18 protein-coding genes are annotated in these 17,653 nt (G+C 47.1%); 9 read left to right on the top strand and 9 right to left on the bottom strand.

Features of this window, described 5'->3' with window-relative positions; all coding sequences use genetic code 11:
* The first annotated feature begins 18 nt into the window (after window positions 1-18).
* A complete protein-coding gene (locus SVXnc_RS01250) occupies window positions 19-801 on the top strand; it encodes a MinD/ParA family ATP-binding protein (RefSeq protein WP_347722149.1) in 783 nt (260 codons plus the stop codon).
* On the opposite strand, the gene SVXnc_RS01245 is transcribed toward SVXnc_RS01250, so the two are convergent.
* From SVXnc_RS01245 to SVXnc_RS01235, 3 genes are read right to left on the bottom strand one after another with little or no spacing between them, the layout of a single operon-like run.
* Entirely contained in the window at window positions 798-1,613 is an 816-nt protein-coding gene (locus SVXnc_RS01245) for a hypothetical protein (RefSeq protein WP_347722148.1), read from the bottom strand. The genes SVXnc_RS01250 and SVXnc_RS01245 overlap by 4 nt on opposite strands.
* Window positions 1,586-2,080 carry a hypothetical protein gene (locus tag SVXnc_RS01240; RefSeq protein WP_347722147.1) on the bottom strand — a complete coding sequence of 165 codons (495 nt, stop codon included), beginning with the start codon at window positions 2,078-2,080 and terminating at the stop codon, window positions 1,586-1,588. The genes SVXnc_RS01245 and SVXnc_RS01240 overlap by 28 nt, the downstream gene beginning before the upstream one ends.
* Complete coding sequence (locus SVXnc_RS01235; protein ID WP_347722146.1) at window positions 2,081-3,175, bottom strand: COG1361 family protein; 1,095 nt, start codon at window positions 3,173-3,175, stop codon at window positions 2,081-2,083.
* 295 nt (window positions 3,176-3,470) lie between these two features.
* Between SVXnc_RS01235 and SVXnc_RS01230 the strand changes: the two genes are divergently transcribed.
* From SVXnc_RS01230 to SVXnc_RS01205, 6 genes are all read left to right on the top strand, one after another.
* Window positions 3,471-4,493: a hypothetical protein gene (locus SVXnc_RS01230; protein WP_347722145.1), complete on the top strand. Its 1,023-nt coding sequence runs from the start codon at window positions 3,471-3,473 to the stop codon at window positions 4,491-4,493.
* A gap of 104 nt (window positions 4,494-4,597) precedes the next feature.
* Window positions 4,598-5,608, top strand: a complete 1,011-nt coding sequence (locus tag SVXnc_RS01225; protein WP_347722144.1) for an AAA family ATPase — start codon at window positions 4,598-4,600, stop codon at window positions 5,606-5,608.
* A 1-nt stretch (window position 5,609) separates the two neighbouring features.
* On the top strand, window positions 5,610-6,497 hold the full coding sequence (locus SVXnc_RS01220) for a DUF58 domain-containing protein (protein WP_347722143.1): 888 nt from the start codon (window positions 5,610-5,612) through the stop codon (window positions 6,495-6,497).
* A gap of 42 nt (window positions 6,498-6,539) precedes the next feature.
* On the top strand, window positions 6,540-7,487 hold the full coding sequence (locus SVXnc_RS01215; RefSeq protein WP_347722142.1) for a vWA domain-containing protein: 948 nt from the start codon (window positions 6,540-6,542) through the stop codon (window positions 7,485-7,487).
* A 33-nt stretch (window positions 7,488-7,520) separates the two neighbouring features.
* Window positions 7,521-9,206, top strand: coding sequence for a hypothetical protein (locus SVXnc_RS01210; RefSeq protein ID WP_347722141.1), 1,686 nt, complete (start codon window positions 7,521-7,523; stop codon window positions 9,204-9,206).
* Window positions 9,207-9,743: a hypothetical protein gene (locus tag SVXnc_RS01205; protein WP_347722140.1), complete on the top strand. Its 537-nt coding sequence runs from the start codon at window positions 9,207-9,209 to the stop codon at window positions 9,741-9,743.
* Here the strand turns inward: SVXnc_RS01205 and SVXnc_RS01200 are convergent.
* From SVXnc_RS01200 to SVXnc_RS01185, 4 genes are read right to left on the bottom strand one after another with little or no spacing between them, the layout of a single operon-like run.
* Window positions 9,719-11,914, bottom strand: coding sequence for a COG1470 family protein (locus tag SVXnc_RS01200; RefSeq protein WP_347722139.1), 2,196 nt, complete (start codon window positions 11,912-11,914; stop codon window positions 9,719-9,721). The genes SVXnc_RS01205 and SVXnc_RS01200 overlap by 25 nt on opposite strands.
* A complete protein-coding gene (locus SVXnc_RS01195; RefSeq protein WP_347722138.1) occupies window positions 11,911-12,546 on the bottom strand; it encodes a hypothetical protein in 636 nt (211 codons plus the stop codon). Before SVXnc_RS01195 ends, SVXnc_RS01200 begins: the two co-directional genes overlap by 4 nt.
* A gap of 11 nt (window positions 12,547-12,557) precedes the next feature.
* On the bottom strand, window positions 12,558-13,883 hold the full coding sequence (locus tag SVXnc_RS01190) for a hypothetical protein (protein ID WP_347722137.1): 1,326 nt from the start codon (window positions 13,881-13,883) through the stop codon (window positions 12,558-12,560).
* 33 nt (window positions 13,884-13,916) lie between these two features.
* Window positions 13,917-14,384 carry a hypothetical protein gene (locus tag SVXnc_RS01185; protein ID WP_347722136.1) on the bottom strand — a complete coding sequence of 156 codons (468 nt, stop codon included), beginning with the start codon at window positions 14,382-14,384 and terminating at the stop codon, window positions 13,917-13,919.
* An 80-nt stretch (window positions 14,385-14,464) separates the two neighbouring features.
* Here SVXnc_RS01185 and SVXnc_RS01180 point away from each other — a divergent pair, with 80 nt between their 5' ends.
* Both SVXnc_RS01180 and SVXnc_RS01175 read left to right on the top strand, forming a co-directional pair.
* Window positions 14,465-14,866: a hypothetical protein gene (locus SVXnc_RS01180; protein ID WP_347722135.1), complete on the top strand. Its 402-nt coding sequence runs from the start codon at window positions 14,465-14,467 to the stop codon at window positions 14,864-14,866.
* 32 nt (window positions 14,867-14,898) lie between these two features.
* The gene (locus SVXnc_RS01175) at window positions 14,899-15,780 is read left to right on the top strand and encodes a helix-turn-helix transcriptional regulator (protein WP_347722134.1); all 882 of its coding nucleotides are present in this window, start codon (window positions 14,899-14,901) and stop codon (window positions 15,778-15,780) included.
* On the opposite strand, the gene SVXnc_RS01170 is transcribed toward SVXnc_RS01175, so the two are convergent.
* Both SVXnc_RS01170 and SVXnc_RS01165 read right to left on the bottom strand, forming a co-directional pair.
* Window positions 15,777-16,418, bottom strand: a complete 642-nt coding sequence (locus SVXnc_RS01170) for a hypothetical protein (RefSeq protein WP_347722133.1) — start codon at window positions 16,416-16,418, stop codon at window positions 15,777-15,779. The genes SVXnc_RS01175 and SVXnc_RS01170 overlap by 4 nt on opposite strands.
* On the bottom strand, window positions 16,409-17,644 hold the full coding sequence (locus SVXnc_RS01165) for a glycosyltransferase family 2 protein (RefSeq protein ID WP_347722132.1): 1,236 nt from the start codon (window positions 17,642-17,644) through the stop codon (window positions 16,409-16,411). Before SVXnc_RS01165 ends, SVXnc_RS01170 begins: the two co-directional genes overlap by 10 nt.
* Between the last annotated feature and the right edge of the window lie 9 nt (window positions 17,645-17,653).

The raw sequence follows: 17,653 nt of genomic DNA, 5'->3' as shown, positions 1-17,653 counted from the left end.
AACAGAGATGTCTTTCCAGTGAATGACGCACGGATTATAGGCGTTGTCTCAGGCAAAGGCGGAGTCGGCAAGACGTCCGTAACAGTCAACGTCGGACTCGCGTTAAAGGAGCTGGGAAAGGAAGTCACACTCGTAGACACTGACTTCGATGCCTCGAACCTCGGAGTGCATCTCGGACAGTACGACCATCCTGTAAAGATACACGATGTATTGGGCGCGGAAGCCGAACCGGAGGATGCAATCTTCCGGCACTCAACCGGAGTGAAAGCAGTTGTAGCCTCCAACGAAATCAACCGGGTCGAACCAGACACGGAGCTACTACGTTACCTGCTTGAGACCGCAGGACAGGAAAGTGACTACGTACTGGTTGACTGCCCTCCAGGTATAGATACTACTGTAGAAGAGATAATTGATGCGTGCGACGAATTACTGATCGTTACCACGCCGACGAAGACCGCAGCAACTAACGCAGCCCAGATAATAGAGAAAGCCAAGCGCATGCATGTACCTGTGCTTGGAACAGTTGTAAACATGAGCGAAAACGATCCTGGACGCGAACTAGTGGAAAACGAGGTACAGGTCATGACGGAAAGCGATGTAGTAGCCGAAATACCTCACGATGACAAAATGAAAGAAGCACTTTTCCACGGCACACCTCTAGTCCACCATGAACCTCTTTCAGAAGCATCTTTGAAGATGAAAGAGCTTGCTCACAGCCTTGAAGGATTACAGTACAGCAAACCAAGCTTCGCGAAGTTCAAACGGAAGCTAGGTAATCTGAAAGAAGCCGTCTCACGTTAATTCCTGATACTTCTATTAGTTTCAATTTCCGAGAGTTTCTCCAGAACTTTATCCGGCAAGATCTTTTTCCTAGCCATAAACAAGTTGGCTAATAAAGAGAACGCCAGCAAACCCGCAATTATTTCCAACTGTTTGTCCAACAGTTTTTCTTTAAGTGTAGGCGGCGGAGACTCAAGTAGAACCGTTGTAGTTCCCTCTATGCTGTTGTTTTGTATTACAGCAAACTGTATCTGTTTTTCCTCCTGGAAAAGCGTTGGCGTGTAATCTATCTGTGCTGTACGGTTTACAATACTGGTCGAACCGACTTTCCAGTAAGAAGGTGCCTGAACAGGCACAAGCGTTGCGTTTTCAAGACTGAAACTTGCGGTAGCAGAGTTTTCGGTCACCTCCAAGGTCTCAGAAGCGTAAGTATTGTTGAAAGCCGGATTCGAGACATTGAAAGCATAGTCAGATATATTCCGGGTCGTATCACAGTACATAAGGTCTATATCCGCCCGAACCTGTCCCGTATAGTTTACAGGCACGTAGCTTAGTTCTATATCTGAAGTTTCTCCAGGCCACATGCGGTAAGCATTTGAATAACGTCTTTCCGTCAGATTTCCTCTCGTAAACTCTCCTCTAAGATGGTATTGGCAGCCAACGGAAGAAGGATTCTCCAGTGTTGCGTTAAACCGGTGTAGATCACCGCTCGTGGAACTGTTGGCGTTGAAAACGGCGTCTCCGGACTGACCGGCCACGTTGACCTTGAAGTCAACCGAGGTAGCTGCCGGAACCAAAGCCAGGATTAGAAGTAAGAGCGCAGTTCGATCCATTTTTTGCCTATCCGATTTCTCGGAGTCATGATTTTCATCTTAAGCTCTCCTTCGTAGTAACCTCTTTCAAGCGTGGTGAAACCTATCTCCAGCTGTTCAGCGCCTTCAAAATACACGGTGTCGTTGTAAACCAGAAACTCCGAGACATTTCCTGACGAGGAAATCTTGATCAACGCCTTCTGATCAGAGTTAAGCTCTACAGTCTTCCTTGCTTGCTTAGTTGATCGTATCGGAAGCTCCCCGAAGTTAAGGCCATTCCCTCCTGGCGCTACTCCAAGCGAAACATTTTCCGAGGAGTTTACAGGGTCAGATGTAACGTTAGCACGCGGATTGAACTCGACAGTCTGGGTTTCAACCGATGTCTCCGCTATAACGAACGGCACCAGTCCAACCAGCGCTGTAAGACCTACCAAACCTGCTATTATTTTTTTATTCCTGTCTAAATCAAGTTCTTTTTCTACATCCATTCAAAGCCACCCATAGTAGAACATTCCCGCTGCCGCCAATAAAACTATCGCTATACCGTATACCGGAAGCGAGCTAAAGTAGATAAACATAGAGACTCCGAAGACCCCCATTGCCATAATAATTAGAAGAGGATCGATCTCGAAGGCATACATTATCGCCCCTGTAGTAACCAGGAACATTACTATGAGGAAAACCGGTATCGAACTATCACCCTGACCTTCAGGCAAAACCCCTCCAGTCGATATCTGCTGGTCAGACGGCTGGATCTGTATAAAATCAGTTATAGAAACCGTCTCCTGTAAAAACGCCTGACCCGTAACATAGCTAAGCGACCCCTGAATCCTGTAATTCCCTGCCTCTATGTTATTCTGGAATAGACTCCAGGTAGTCTCAACCTGCTCAGTACTTCCAGGTTCAATGTACATACCTCCCATGTTGAAGCTATCTTCAAGACCGGTGCCTTGTACCTCGACATCACCGCTTTCCAGGTAAGTAGTGACCGAACCAGTATTAGTTACATCTGCTCTGATTAATGCGGCATCTTCACCGGATCTTAACGCCTCAACATCCGTCACTTCCAGCCGCCTGTCGACTTCTCCAGGAACCCTGAAGAACACAGAGTATGAGCTAAGACCTACCGTTCTGACGCTTGTTCCTTCACCGGTTTCAAACTGCGGGTTGAGCTGAATCTGTGCGGCATGATAACCTGACTCTGCGTTCCGAGGTACATCCAGCTCGTAACTAATATTGGCGTTAACCTCTCTACCAGCCACTCTTTGTTCGAAACCTTCTGGCCGTAAAACATACTCCTCCTGAGAGAAATCTATCCAGGACTCTACCGGCTCGGCCGAGTACTCATCCATACTGAAGTAATCAACATTATCCAGACCTTCCAAAATATTACGTGGGAGCCGAGAAGCACCTGGCTGAACAGTTATAGGCTCGGAAGTATCCGAGGTGACATACAGATTCAGCTCGTAGGTTTCTCCTCTTTCAACAGTCCCCAAGTTTTGCTGTGACGGCATTATACCTATATAAGCCGAAGCCTGTGAGACCAGAAAAATAGCGGCAAGAACTCCAAGTAACTTCTTCATCTATCAATCACCTTACTATTGTAGACCATGGTTTATAGGCGTTGACAGGGCGGCTGAACGAAGAACGTCGAACGCCATCTACTTTTATATACAGACTTTGGAAAAATATCGATGGGGAAGCGGAGGAACTCAAAGACGGGAACAACACATGAACAATACAACACATTACTGTCGAAGTATTCGGCATAGAGTTCACTCCGGCCCAGCTATGACTTTCTTGGGAAATTTACCCAAAGAGACGTCTTTTGTTTCAAAATCTTCAAAAACTCACAACTATACGGAGGTGAACTAATTAATGAGAACAAAGATTGTAGCAGCACTAGCTGTTGTAGCAGCCGTAGGACTAGTAAGTTCGGCTACAGCACAGGAAGACACGCTTGAAGAAGCAGGAACAGTGACTGTCGATGTCAACAACGTTACAGCTGTAGATCTGTCTCCTAACAACTTAGCTTACAGTGGAGACCCAGGATCTGTAGCTACTACAGAGACAACCAACGGATATCAGGGTGTCGAGATTGAGAACGTAGGTTCCGAAAACATTACGGAGCTTTACTTCACGACTTCTACCCCTGACAGCAGACCTTTCGGATCTGGTACAGCAGGAGCTTACGACGCAGGTAACTTCATCCAGATCAAGCCGTCTACAGAGATTACAGGAATCAACGGCGAAGATGATTTCCAGTACGTTTCAAGGAAATCCTTCAACGAGTCGAACACCCTTTCCTACGTTAAGCCGATTACAGGCCAGGGAAGTGTTCGATACGGACGGTTCCGAGCAGCCAACGAGTCATTCTTCTGGATGATTACAGAAGCTGAAGCTGGAGGTTCATCAGGCAACTACTGTTCAGGAGGCACAGGTTCAAACCTACTGATAGGTAACACGCCTCACACGCCAACACAGACAGGTTCTGTGGACTTCACAGACGATACGACCTACACCAACTACAGCATCGGTACTTCATCCGACAACTACGGAAGAGTCGACAACGTCGGTCTTAACACGTACGAAGGAACGAAGAACCTTACAATGCTGACATGGTGTGGTGATTCAACACAGCAGTCTGCTGACAACACTACTCACGTTATCGGAACACGTTGGAACCCTGAGAACAGAGAAGACAGTGCGTCGAACCAGTACTCGACACAGACTAACTCTCTTGAGAAACTTATCGATGACCCTCAGGACCCAGACGAGCTTCAGCCAGGAGAACACTTCACGGTATTTACCCGTGCGGCAATTCCAAACGCTGTAGCTAACGGACAAGTCGGTTCAGGAACACTGACTGTCAAGGTAGGAGTCACACACGACTCAGGATAGAGGGCTTAGTCCTCTTTTCCACCACATTTTCTTTCTTTATTTTTTCTCCAGGGTTTTACTGCTAACGTTTTTTATCCGAGCTTGTAGAAGTTGTTTTTGAGAACATGGCAAGTAAGTACGCAGATCTGGATGATGAGGAGATGGCTGCGAAAGCTGATGAGATGCAGGCGATTATCCAGAGGTTTGAAGCAGAGATTCAGAAAGGTTATATCGGTCAGGAAGATGTTATCCATAAAATTATACTTACGATTGTCGCAGGAGGTAACGTTCTGCTGGAAGGTGTTCCGGGGCTTGGAAAGTCTTTCCTTGTTGAGACGTTATCCCGGGTTGTAAAGGACACGCAGATGCATCGTATCCAGTTCACACCGGATCTTCTGCCGTCCGACATTGTAGGAACGGAGGCTTACAACGAGGATAAAGGTTTCTACGTTGAGAAAGGGCCGATCTTCGGTAACTTCATTCTGGCAGATGAGATCAACCGTGCGCCGCCGAAGGTTCAGTCTGCGATGCTTGAGGCGATGCAAGAACATAAGGTTTCGATCGGAGATGAGACCTTCCACCTGCCGGAGCCGTTCTTTACGATGGCTACGCAGAACCCTGTTGAGCAGGGAGGTACGTATCCTTTGCCGGAGGCTCAGATCGACCGTTTCCTTTTCAAGATCTACCTGGATTATCCGAAGAAACACAACGAGCAGAAGATTATTGACATGAACGCAAACGTCATGGATGAAGAGGATTTCTCGGTAGAGGAAGTTGTCTCCAAGGAAGATATTCTTAATTTACAGGAGTTTTCAAAGGCGGTCACGGTAGAACAGGAGATCAAAGAGTACATTGTAGACCTGGTTGATGCCTCGAGAAACCCTGAAGTTTACGACATGGAGTACTCGGATTACATTGACTGGGGATGTACTCCACGGGCATCGATTAACCTGGCATTGGCAGGGCGTGCGAACGCGATGTACAACGGCCGGCATTATGTAACCCCGGAGGATATCCGTGCGGTCGTACACGATGTTTTCATCCACAGAATCATTCTGAACTACGAGGGAGAGGCTAAAGGACTGGAGGTCGCGGACGTTATCGAAAACATTGTAGACAGAGTGCCGGTGAGATAAGTTGGATCAGGACGATGTCATCTCCCAGAGAGAACTCCAGCAGTCAATGGATGCGGAGGTCAAAAGAGTCTCGGATCTGTTCAGATTTCTTCTGAAATACAAGAGACATTACCAGCCGTCCGGAGTCGAGTTCTCAGGTCTCAGACAGTACTTACCGAGCGATGATGCATCAAGGATTGACTGGAAGATTTCAGCCGGTAAACCCGATCTGTTCGTAAAACAGTACGAAGAAGAGATCAACATGGATGCGTTCATCATCGTTGACTGTAGCTCGACTATGACGTTCGGAACCGCCGATAAACTGAAAAGTGAGTACGCAGCGATCGTGGCGGCAGCACTGGCTTACGCATCACTTGATGCGGCGATCGACGTCGGATTCGGAATCTTCGGCGAAGAACAGTTGTTTTTAACCCCTCAAGGCGGAATGGATCGCTACCACTTGTTTTTAAAGGAGCTGACAACTCTTGAGTACTACGGAGACAGTTTCGATCTAGAACACGCGTTAAACGAGACTATCGGACAGATTAAAGAGGATACCGCTCTTTTCATCGTATCGGATTTCATAGACGTTGAGGGCGACTGGCAGACAAAGATGAAACTGGCCTCGATGAAGTTCAGACACGTCATGTCGATTATGGTCCGGGATCGAACGGATTACAAGATGCCGGAAGCCGGAAACATCCGTTTCGAGGCACCAGGTTCCGGCGAAAACATGGTTGTTGATACCGGGAAGATCAAGGAAGAATACGAGAAAGAAGCCGCAAAACAGGAAGAAGAGATAGCTGAACGTGTCGAGGCCGGAGGCTCATCCTTCCTGAAAATCGATACCAGAGACAGTTTCTCCGCGTCTTTCGCGGAGTTCTTCGATGAGAACGAGGGAGGCTGGTAGGATGAAAAACATGAAATCGAGAAAACCGACGGAGATCTTCACATGAGACTTGTGTTCACAGACCAGTTCGCCAACATCATACTGCTTTTGAACGGGCTGGCGATCCTGTTTTACATTGGAGCAAAGAAAAAGAACCGGCAGCGAGCTATGAAGTTCGGGAACTACGAGACATTACAGAAAGTGGCAGGAAAGGATTTCCTGAAATCCAGTCACGTGATGTTGGTCACCCGGCTAGGTGCTTTAACCTTACTGATGATCGGGCTTTCAAACCCCGTACTCGTACAGGAAGTGTCGGATACAGACTCTGATTACGTACTTGCCATTGACTCTTCAAGCTCTATGCTTGAATCAGATATCCGTCCGACCCGTTTCCAGGCCTCGAAGGATATATCGAAGAAGTTTGTAAGGCGGCTGGGAAACCAGTCCAGCATCGGGATCGTATCCTTCGCTGGTACTGCTGATAAGGTTCAATCTCCTACGAGGACTCGTCCGGAGATATTTGACGCCATTGACTCCGTTGAGATAGGTTCAAGTGCGGGAACGGCGATCGGTAGCGCGGTCTCAGTCTCTTCTTCAATGCTTGACGATGAGAGAAACAAGACCGTGGTGCTGATAACTGACGGCCGGAACAACGCAGGAATCTCTATAAACGAATCTATCAAACTGGCAAACGAGCAGAATGTAACCGTTCATACAATCGGATTAGGTGAGCGGAACCGGTCAGTTGACCGCTATGAAATCATAGATGGGGAAAACGCATCGCAGGCCGCATTCCCTAACCTGGATGTCGAGCAGCTAAGCAGTATTTCAAACAGCACAGGCGGAGAGTTTACAACAGCGTCAAACAGCTCGGCGCTGGAAGATGCGTTGATCAATCTTGAAAAATCAGAGGCTAGAACCGATATCTCAACGTTTTTCATCATTGGAGCAGCTATTTTGCTGTTGCTCGAATGGGTTCTAGGAAACACGAAGTACAGCGTACTTCCGTAAAGTAATATTTAATCAGCCGAAAGGTTTTCATGGATGGCAGAGATCAGCGTAACTGAAATCGTTCAAGCGGTCGAATCCGACGACGAAGAGATCAAAGAGTTCGTAGAGGAGAGAGATTTATCGACCGAAGACCTTGAGAAGCTGATGGAAGGAGAGAAAGCCGGGAAAAACCGGGAAAACGTCAAGAAATTCCTGGAATCCAAGATCAACCAGCGAAGTATTGAGAGCCAGCTCGATGAGTTGGAAGCAGATCTCGGCGACGTAGAAGAACTCCTCGAAAAATACAGGATCGACGATGAGAAAACCGAACTCTCACAGGAAGAAGTGCTGAAACTCGTAGGCTGTACGGTAGACGAGCTAATCGACCGCCTAGAAGAGAAGACCTACACCAAGGAAAAACTCAAGGAACTTAAAGAAGCTGAAAAGCTTGTTAAAGACCGGAAGACAGCGAAAAAAGCCATAGAAGAAGAGATTAAAAAATCAAAGCTCGGAGAGGACGCCAAGAAAGTCTCGGATGATGCGGAAAAACTTGAAGATGATCTCGGAGAGCTAGAATCAGATCTGGAAAAAGGAGGTTTCGAGACGGGAACAGATGAAGAGTTCAAACAGAAGCTGAAAGAAGAGCTTGAGAAAATTGACAGCCAGATGGACGAAGAAATGGATGATCTGGCCGATGCCATCGAACAGAAAGAATCAAAACAACCAGAGAAAACAACAGAAGAGGAAGATCCAAAAGAAACCTTTAAAGAAGACGGAACGGAAAACAAAGACCGCGAAAATGATTCTGAGACAACAGAACAAAATATAGAGGAAGGAATTGAAGAGAACAAAGATATAGATCAAGAAGACAACTCTGGAACCGTAGAAGAAAGCTCGAAAAACAGAGAGAAAACTGAGCAGTCGGAAGAAAAGACAGATACAGAGGAAAATGTCTCTGAGGAGTTGGAGAGGAAAAAGGAGATCGCAGAAGAGATGGATCTCGATCTTTCAACCGAAGAGCTTTCAGAGATTAGTCTGGAAGAACTTGAACAGATACAAGCCGAGAAAGGGAAGAGAGACGAGCTAATAGAAGAATTAAGCAAGGAGTTCGATGAAGAGCTGTTAAAGCAGTCAAGTACATCCGATCTTGAAAAACTGGCTTCAGCATTGAGAGACCAGAAAAACGGAGAAGCGGAAATTTCAGAGCCTCAAGACGATGAAGAGGAAGAAGAAGAAGAAGAGGAGATTGATGCTGAGAGGATCGAAGAAGAAGCTCAGGAAGAACTCGAGATGCTTATGGGAGCTAAAGCCGTTGAAGACAGCGGAGATGACAGTGAAAAAAAGTTTGACTTCCGGCGAAACATTGATTCGATGCGCCAGAAGTTTAAAGGCTATATGCCTGGTTCAAAGACTGAGGACGATGGAAACGACTCGAAACTGAACCCGGAAAACCTCAGAGATCTCTTGGAACAGTATAAAGATCTTGGAGACCAGGAGGCATCTATTAAGACCGCTCATGTCATGAAGGCGTACCTGGAGCGTAAACTGGAGATCGACCGGGAGATGACGTACAAGGAACTGGCCGAGGAGATGAACGAGGAAAGTAACTCGGAGGAAATGCTGGAGCTAGCACGGATATTCAAGAAACTACACAAAGACCAGTACATGGGCCGTATTTCGATCGATGACATAGACGGCTTTATTGAAACATCGGAGAAAGTAGCAAAAGAGCTGGGTTAGATGTATCCGGACAAGTACGTAAAAGACCTGGAGAGTTCACAGCGAAGATCGAGGTATGGAACCCGTGTGATCGAGGCCGCTCTCTTTATTTCAGGCATCCTCCTTCTAGGTCCTTTCATCCATGAACTAGGACATATTTCCTGGATGGAGTTCCAGAGCTGTATGTACCGTTTTTCCCCGGGTTTCAGTGCGTTGATAGGTTTTTACGGTAAAGTCGAGCCATTATGTTACCTTTCAAGACAGAACTTAGCGTTTTTCTATGCTTCGGGATACTTATCGACTTTTCTAGCCGGCTTCGGGTTGAGAGAGTTTGGGCTGAGAGTTGGTGAAAACACTAGTTTCCTTGAGTATCTTGCCGGAGGAATGTTGGTCTCGATACTGGTGAGCGTGACGTACAAGGGCGATGTCGCTAACATGTTAGGAGCCTTGAACCTTTCAGCTCTGGAGCTGCCGTTCCTCGGACTCCTGGTTCTAGGGACCCTTGGAACAAGTTACAAGTTCCTGGAGGAAGCTCAGAACGGCAGGAAGGAAAGTTGAGCTAACTGGTAGTAGTCAGCGGTCAGGTAAAGGAAGATCAACGCCTCGCCCGCGACAATCAGTACAAAGGGTGCTTTAAACACGACTGAGTCCGGATGGTACCGGCTTCTCATCACTGCGAATGCTGCTAGAAGTAAGGTCCATGCTGTCGCGATAAATGGAACCCGATACTGTTCTGGAAGCAGTCCCTGTTCCGGGCGAACAGTGAAGTTGACTCTTGAGAAACTGAAGCTTCCCTCCTCCGAGGATAAGATCAGAGTAGTGTTACAGCTCTGTGTGGTCTCTGCGGCATCGAAGCGTACATCGAGTGACGCCGATCCGTTTGTCGGAATCCGGTCTATACTCCCCACTCTCGCGGCACCACACTGATCGAGGTTCTGGAAACTCCCTGTTACATTCGTAAGCGGCGTGTCCCCTGTATTCCTGATAAGAATTGGAAGGCTTGTAGAAGTGTTCTGCCGGACGTTCAAGCTGCTCGGTGCTTCAACAATCTCCATATTCGAGCGGTTCTCAACCTCCTCTGTGATTTCGACTGTAAAGTAATCCAGGTCAAGCTCTCTTTCAGGGTTCGAGCCGATAATCGGTACAACATACAGACCTGGATCTGTTGATACCGGGGGCTGTACAATTATCTCCCGGTAGACCGTCTGGTTGACCTCGAGGCCGGCAACCCCGGCATCACTTGCCTGCCAGTCCTCTCTAAACTTCTGTATCTGAGGTGAGACGGTTAGATCGGACAACGGCTCGTTCCCCTCATTCGTCAGCGATATATTTGCCCGTATAGTTCCTCCACGGGCGGTTCTGTAGCTGGATTTGACCGACTCCATATCAAGGCTGAGCATCGGCGTAGGCTCGGGTTCAGGCTCCGGCTCTGGCTCAGGAGTTACCCCGGGCTGTGCGTTGTCACCTTCCACGTTCTGACCTGTCTCACCGGTCTGATTGGCCTCTCTTTCCAAGGTCTGGTTGGTATCCTCGGTTGATACATCGGAAACGTTGCTCGGGTAAGTTAGATTTGTTGACTTATCAGAAACCGTTGATGCGTTGCTTGCGATCGTCTGGTTGGTTGACTCGTTTCCTGATTTGGAGACCCCTCCAGAAGCATTGACAACGCTGAATACTACCTCTTTTTCCGCCGAAATGTTATGCTTCTCTCCATTGAAGTAGCAGTCAGCACTGTAGCTTGTACGGCCGGTGTACCAGCCCGAGGTAGTCGAGTTGGTGAACTGACGGTTGTAAATTGCCTGCTCGCCTTCCATCACACCCGTGTAGTTTTGGGAGCCAAAGCTCTGTATCTGAGGGCCGATCGGATCTCCTTCCTCCCAGCGATTATCGCCCTCATAAGTTACATTAATCCCGTTTACCGTGACGTTAGCCGATACACTTCCCTTGTTGGCAAGTTCCGCTGTGAAGTATCCTACCTCTCCTATGAACAACGTGCCGTTTTTCGGAGCATAGAAGTTTTCCATAACCACCAGACATGAATCATTCACAGATACATCGACGGACGTCGATTTCTCATCGTTCCGGTACCCGTAGACCGAAAACTGTCTTTGAACATTTCTACCACCTGAATCAGCCGCATTCAAGCTAAAGACGTTTTCATCCACCTCATCGACATCGACTTGAGTCCGATAAGTGTCGAAATCAGAGCCATCTTCAACCTTGCTCATACCGTAAGTTTGATCCGGACCCTGGATTTCAATACTGTCAAGATCGTCTCCAGTATCTGTAATCTTTGCGGTAACCGTTCCCTGCTCTCCTTCTCTCACAAACTCCTGTCTTTCCAACTCATAGATCCCAGGAGTATCGGAAGCAACATGGAAACCTCTCGAGGCCAGTTTCTGTTCTTCACTTATAGTCATATTAACATAGAAGCTCCAGTCACCAGGTTCAGGATCATTCAGAACCTGGTTGAACTCATAAATCTTGTAGTACCCCGAACTTACTTGCTCCATCGGCTGATCAATCGCTAAAGAATCTCCGGAAGGATCCAAGACAGTTATATTGTAATCCTGGTTGTCTGAGACGTTTAATCTGAAAGTTATGTTCTCGGAGTCTTCAAATACATTTGTTTGAACCCCGTCGTTGTACGTATCAAAGCTATAGGTCTGTACCGCTGTACCTGCTGTAGTGAGTGCTATCAGAGCTGTGAGCAGAAGGTATCTTCTCATAGACTCCTCCACAGATAGATAATTGAGACTGCGGCGATGGCTAAAAGCACCGGTGTGGCGACACCGCTACCGTTTTCGCCCTCGTTTTTACTCTCAGTTCTCTGAGTTCCGATGATCACATTCTGTTTATCTCTTTCTGATTTATTTTGTTCATCCTGCTGGCTTTCTAACTGGAAAAGCTCCGGAGCGTTCTGAGAGTCCTGCTCGCCTTTCGAAAATCTTTCTTCCGTATAATCCAGAGTGTATGCGAACTCACGTACCTGTACTATCCTTGGGGCGATCTGAGCCGATGATATACCAGGTTTCCTGGCTTCAGCCAGGACGCTGAACTCATCGTCCGAGGAATCAGTGGTCTCTACATAGAAGTTTATCCACCGCGGTTTGACGTACCGATCCGGTCCGACACTGATCCAGCCAGTTCTTGACTCAGAGGATACCTCAGATGGCTCCAACCTAATCCGGTTGGGAAAATGGATTTCTCCGTTTTCAAGACCCCGGTGACCCATATCGATTTCAAGCGTGTCATTTCCAGCGTTTAACAATCCAATCCGGAAGCTGACGTTCCCATCCGTAGTCTTCGAAGTATCTGTTGCCAAAGCTCCGAACGAGTAAGCAGTGGTCATTGGAACCATAAACACAAGTATCAGGAGGATGCGTTGGCCTTGAAATAGATTGATCCCTGATAACCTCCATTGTATATTCCTCTCGGGACATCAAGCCAGTAGTAAGTTGAGAAAACCGCGCCCGGAGATATACTTGATTTTAAAACCCGGTAACTATTCGAAAGAAACTTTTCTGTCGTTATATCGTTTTTAAGCGAGTAACTAATGTTTTCAGCCGCAATACTGTAGTCTTGTTGCGTGGACTGGAGATCTGTGGCTCTTACCCACATGTTATCTATGCTTATGCTGTCCGTATCGACAGTTATATTGTACGTTCTATCGTTGTTTCCCTGCGCAGAGATGTTTTCCGCTCCTGGAGACACAGATCCGAAACTTACCGTACTCCAGTTAAGATCGAACAGTATAACAGTTTCAATGCTGACCTCAGAGTCTTTCGAGTCGTTTCCTGGAAGTGAAAGATCTGAGGATGCGTTTACATCGAGTTTGTGGTAGCTTGGATCAGGACCGGATGCGTTGACATAGAAGTTTACGTTACACGATTGACCGGATTTAAGCGAGTTACTACATGTTTTCAACCGATTAGTGCTGTTGAAAGGTGTTCCGCTCGTAGGAACGACGGTTTCCGTAGTGGATCCTGACTGATTATAACGAGGCGTGGCTTTTACAGTCCCGCAGTCGCCCTGAGTACAACTTACCGTGGCATTAACAAGGAAGGTCCTGTCTTTTCTGATTATTGTTCCGTTCGCCGGCTCTGTCATGTTGACTTCGAGTTTCCCGAGGTCACTGACCTGTATGCGGTGGTTATCGAAGCTCCCGGCGTTCTCAGAGGTATCGTTAACCCGGAAATACTGTGAGCGGTTGTACCGGTTTTCATCTATAGTTACGAGATACTTCGCATACATTGTCTCGGTAGCTCCTAGCGTTCCCGGAGAACCGTCCTGATCAGTGTCCCAGCTTAGCTGCTGGCTGGAAAACGTTCCGCCATCGTAGTCCTGTGATATGTTGTACCATGCCTTGTCTATGGTCCAGGCGCTGCTCAGGTTATCATGGAACAGTTCATCGGCAGGCTGTAGATCCCAAGCAGAAGAACCGGTGTTCTCGATCTCGAAGCTGAAACGGTACTGTTCTGAGCTGTTTTGATCGATCCTGAAGGTTTTGTTCAGGCCTGAATCAACTAATCGGCCGCCGGTTTCCTTTTCCGCCGAGTTTAAGTCCGTCACACGGTATATACTGAGATCTGTGACGTTTGGCTGGGCGGATGTGCCGTCGCCGAAGCTTTCGGCAGATCCTGCTGTAGCCAGTGTTAAAATGAAAGCTGTTAGAAAAATGGTTTTCACTCGGTTCATACTTACATTCTTCCGGAAGCTCGAATAAATGCTTTAGATATAGATAGTGGCTATACCCGAAATCACTCCGATTATAGATACCAAGCTCAGCCATCTGTAGATTTCTGCGTTTTCCTCAAGTTTCGACTGTGTTGACTCAAGCTGCTGGACGCTCTGGTTCGTTGTCTCAACACCATCTGTAACCCGATCAAGGGTTCTACCCAGATCGCCGCCGATACGAGTCTGGAGGGTTTCCATACTTGATTGAAACCTGTCCGATCCTATGACGCCTTGGACCTCATCTAAGTCCTGGTTAACGGCGTTAATATCATCTTGAGCAGATTGAAGAGTCATAGCAGAAGGAATGGAAGCGACCATTAAAGAGAGCGATGCTATCAGTAGTATCTTACCTAGTTCGGTCTGATCAATCACATAGCTTCTTTCGACGTCCTTTACTGTCTCTTCAAGGCCGTCAGTCCTGAGTTCAGTGATTGTTTTCTCTGCGGTTTCTCTCCAGCTCATAAGTTAACCGCGGAGCGATCCATTTTAAATTCGATCAACTAACAGTCACCGGTTTAAAAACTCGGCTCGAAACTTCTGTTATGACAATCAAGCTCTGGATGGTTTTTGAAGCCGTTGCTCCCAACAAACAGGGAGTTGAGAACTCGCTTCAGGACCACATAGAAATGCTTTCCGGCGACGACGGAGTTCAAATCAAGGAAAAGACATTCGATGAGATCTCGGAGATGGAAAACCCTCATCCCGGACTGGAAAAAGGTTTCTCCCAGGTATGTGAGATCCGGACGGAGATAGATGATTTCTCAAAGGTGATTCAAACCGTTATCAACTATGGTCCTACCTATGTCCAGATTGAAGGACCTGACGAGATCAACATGGATCTTAAGGACGCTCAGGAGTCCCTCCAGCAAGTTGTAGATACTATGCACCAGTATGCGAACTCTGGAGCCGGAGGAATGCTAATCTCCCGGGCATCGGACGAATAAGGTATATAACCCTGAAAGAGGCCAATTTTTGTATGAGAAAGCTGTTCGTAGCAGTAGTTTTAACCCTGCTTGTTAGCTCGGCTACAGCTACGACTATCGGGACGGAAGCAGTTTCAGTCGATCTGGAGAGTTCTGAGGTAAACATCGAGCTACATGTAGAGGAACTGACCTCTTCACGGCTGACTTATTTTACATACAAAGAGATCGAGGATCTTTCGGTGACTGTGGACGGCAAGGAGCTTGACTGCCAGGTATATTCCTCGGAGTCAAACAACCAGATAAGCTGTGAGACCTCGGCTAAAAACAACTTTACCGCCCATATTTCGTACAGCTCCCCGGATCTCGTACGTTACAACGGAAATACCAGAGAGTTCAGTTTGGAAGAGAACTTCATCAGACCGACCAGAAACTATACTTTAACAGTGCTTTTACCTCGTGGAGACATCCTGGCTCCATCAGACGGAAACGCTTCCGTACAGCCCTCGAACGCAGAGATAAGTACGGACGGCCAGAGAATTAGCGTGAAATGGAGTGAAAACCCTGAGCTAGGGACAAGTAGCGATCATAAGATCACCTACCAAGGCACACAGGGCGGTAACCGCATTCTAGAACTTCTTGGTGCGCTAGTAGTTATATCTCTAATTTTACTTGCCGGATACTTCGGTATTAGGAAGCTGAGGGAGGAAGATCTTGATTCAGTATACGAGAAACTTGAGGACGATGAAAGAGAGGTAATCGAACTCTTGAGAGATAATGAAGGCTCTATGCTTCAGAAGGATCTGGTTAGTCAGATGGATTACTCAAAGGCCAAGATATCCGGTACTGTCTCCAGTCTAGTGGAAAAAGAGGTTGTCCGGAAGGAAAAGGAAGGGCGAAGCAACCGGGTTTCAATCAGGAAGAACTACCGTTTCTAATCGATTACCTGTTTAAGACGTTTCAAAGGCACGTACTCTCTGTAGACATCGTTTCCATCAATAACTATCACCGGACCGTCCCGTACTTCATAGTCTGTTTTCAGCATTTCGAGGATCTCTGAATGATCCGCATCTATATTGTAGCTGAACACGTAGGTCTGGTTGTCGACGTTTTCCCGGTACTCGGTCAGTACCGCACCCTGTCTCTTTGAATCCATGCTGCCGTCGAAGAAAAACATTATCGCGTTCGCATCGGCGTCACAACGAGCGTTATAGTTCTGTAACATTACATACAGCCTTAACTCGTTTATGTAGTACTTGTTCGTGAGGTACTGGTATTCATCTTTCTGACCGATGCTTTTACTGCTGAACTCTTCTAGATCACGGCCGATCTGTGCGTTTTTATCCGCAATCTCCGGAATCCTATCGGACATAACCCCACAGTAGTTGTTACTGGAGTTACGGAGATACTGCTGGGTTACAAGAAAAGTCTCTGTCTGTAGCTCGGTATCTCTTATCTCATCTCTCAAAAAATCAGTCCTTGCCTCATCCATAGCTAGTCCAGCTAGGATCCCTACTGCTAAAACAACGACCATCGCAGCCGTCGCTTTCAACAGAGAAGACTCAACTAGGTCCATGTTCTTTTAGTCCGTAGCAGCTCTTTTAAAATAGCCGAAATCCAAAAGACCGGTTTAATCATGAAGTAACCGAAAAAGTAAACAGCCAATGCAACCGGGTGTTTGACATCTTCACCGAATCCTTGGTATGCCTTAGTCATTATATACGCTGTCAGACCTAGACTGGAGGCTAGAGGCACGTAAACTTTCATGTCCAGCGCCAGAAGCCATCTAACCAAACTGAACTCAAGGCTCGGCATTTTGAAACCTACAGACGAGAACGTGATAAATAAGTTGTAGGCCTGTTCGCCGAGACCCCATAAAACCATGACGAATCCGAGGATGGAAAATCCTGCGAACATCGTGGTAGCTGGCATATGGAAAAGTCCGAACCAGCCATACCGACTGTTGAAAAACATATCCTTGTGCTTGAAGAGATTCTGTATGTGGCCTCTGGCCCATCTAACCCTCTGATTATGTAGCCCTTTCAAAGTTCCAGGAAGCTCTGTGTAAGAACGTTTTTTTCTAACCATTTCAATATCTCTGCCGTGTTTACGTAGACTCCATGCCATTTCAAGGTCTTCTGTCAGGTTTCCGACGTCGAAACCTCCTATATCGTTTAGATCACGGGTTCTATACATTGAGAAAGCACCAGGAGTCACATCAAGGATCTGCACATCAGCCATCAGATTCCTGTAGAAATCCCTTAAACGGTACTCTACGACCTGGAGCCGTCGAACCAAGGTATTGCTGTTAAGAGGCATTATCGCAGATATCACTGCGCCAATGTTAGAATCAACCTCGATTGTCTCTACTGCTTCCTTCAGTAATGGGCCATCTACCTTTGAATCAGCATCCACCACCACCATGTATTCCGAATCAGTCGAATCAAGACCTTTGTTGAGCGCAGCTGCTTTACCTTCGTTCTCAGAGCTTTCGATAATCTCTGTTATTGATTCATCGATCATTTCTTTGGCTATCTCAAGTGTGCCATCTGTTGAACCATCGTCAACGAACTTAACCTCGTAGTTAGGATAATCAAGGTTCTGTACAGCGGAAAGACTTGTCCTGACAACTCCTTCCTCGTTGAAAGCCGGCATGACGATAGTCAGCTTGGGATAACTGTCTAGAGAAACTGTTTCCGAGTACTTGGATTCATCATTCAGGAAAACGCTGATGTAGAAGGCGGCGAAAAACACTGAAGAACCTATCAGTGCGAACGCCAGCGTCAAAGTAAGAAGTCCCATTCTCTCCGT

The sequence above is a fragment of the Candidatus Nanohalococcus occultus genome (assembly GCF_029207735.1).
GTDB lineage: Archaea > Nanohalarchaeota > Nanosalinia > Nanosalinales > Nanosalinaceae > Nanohalococcus > Nanohalococcus occultus.
The sequence above is the reverse complement of the archived record's forward strand: the minus strand, read 5'-3'. Positions and strand labels throughout refer to the sequence as shown.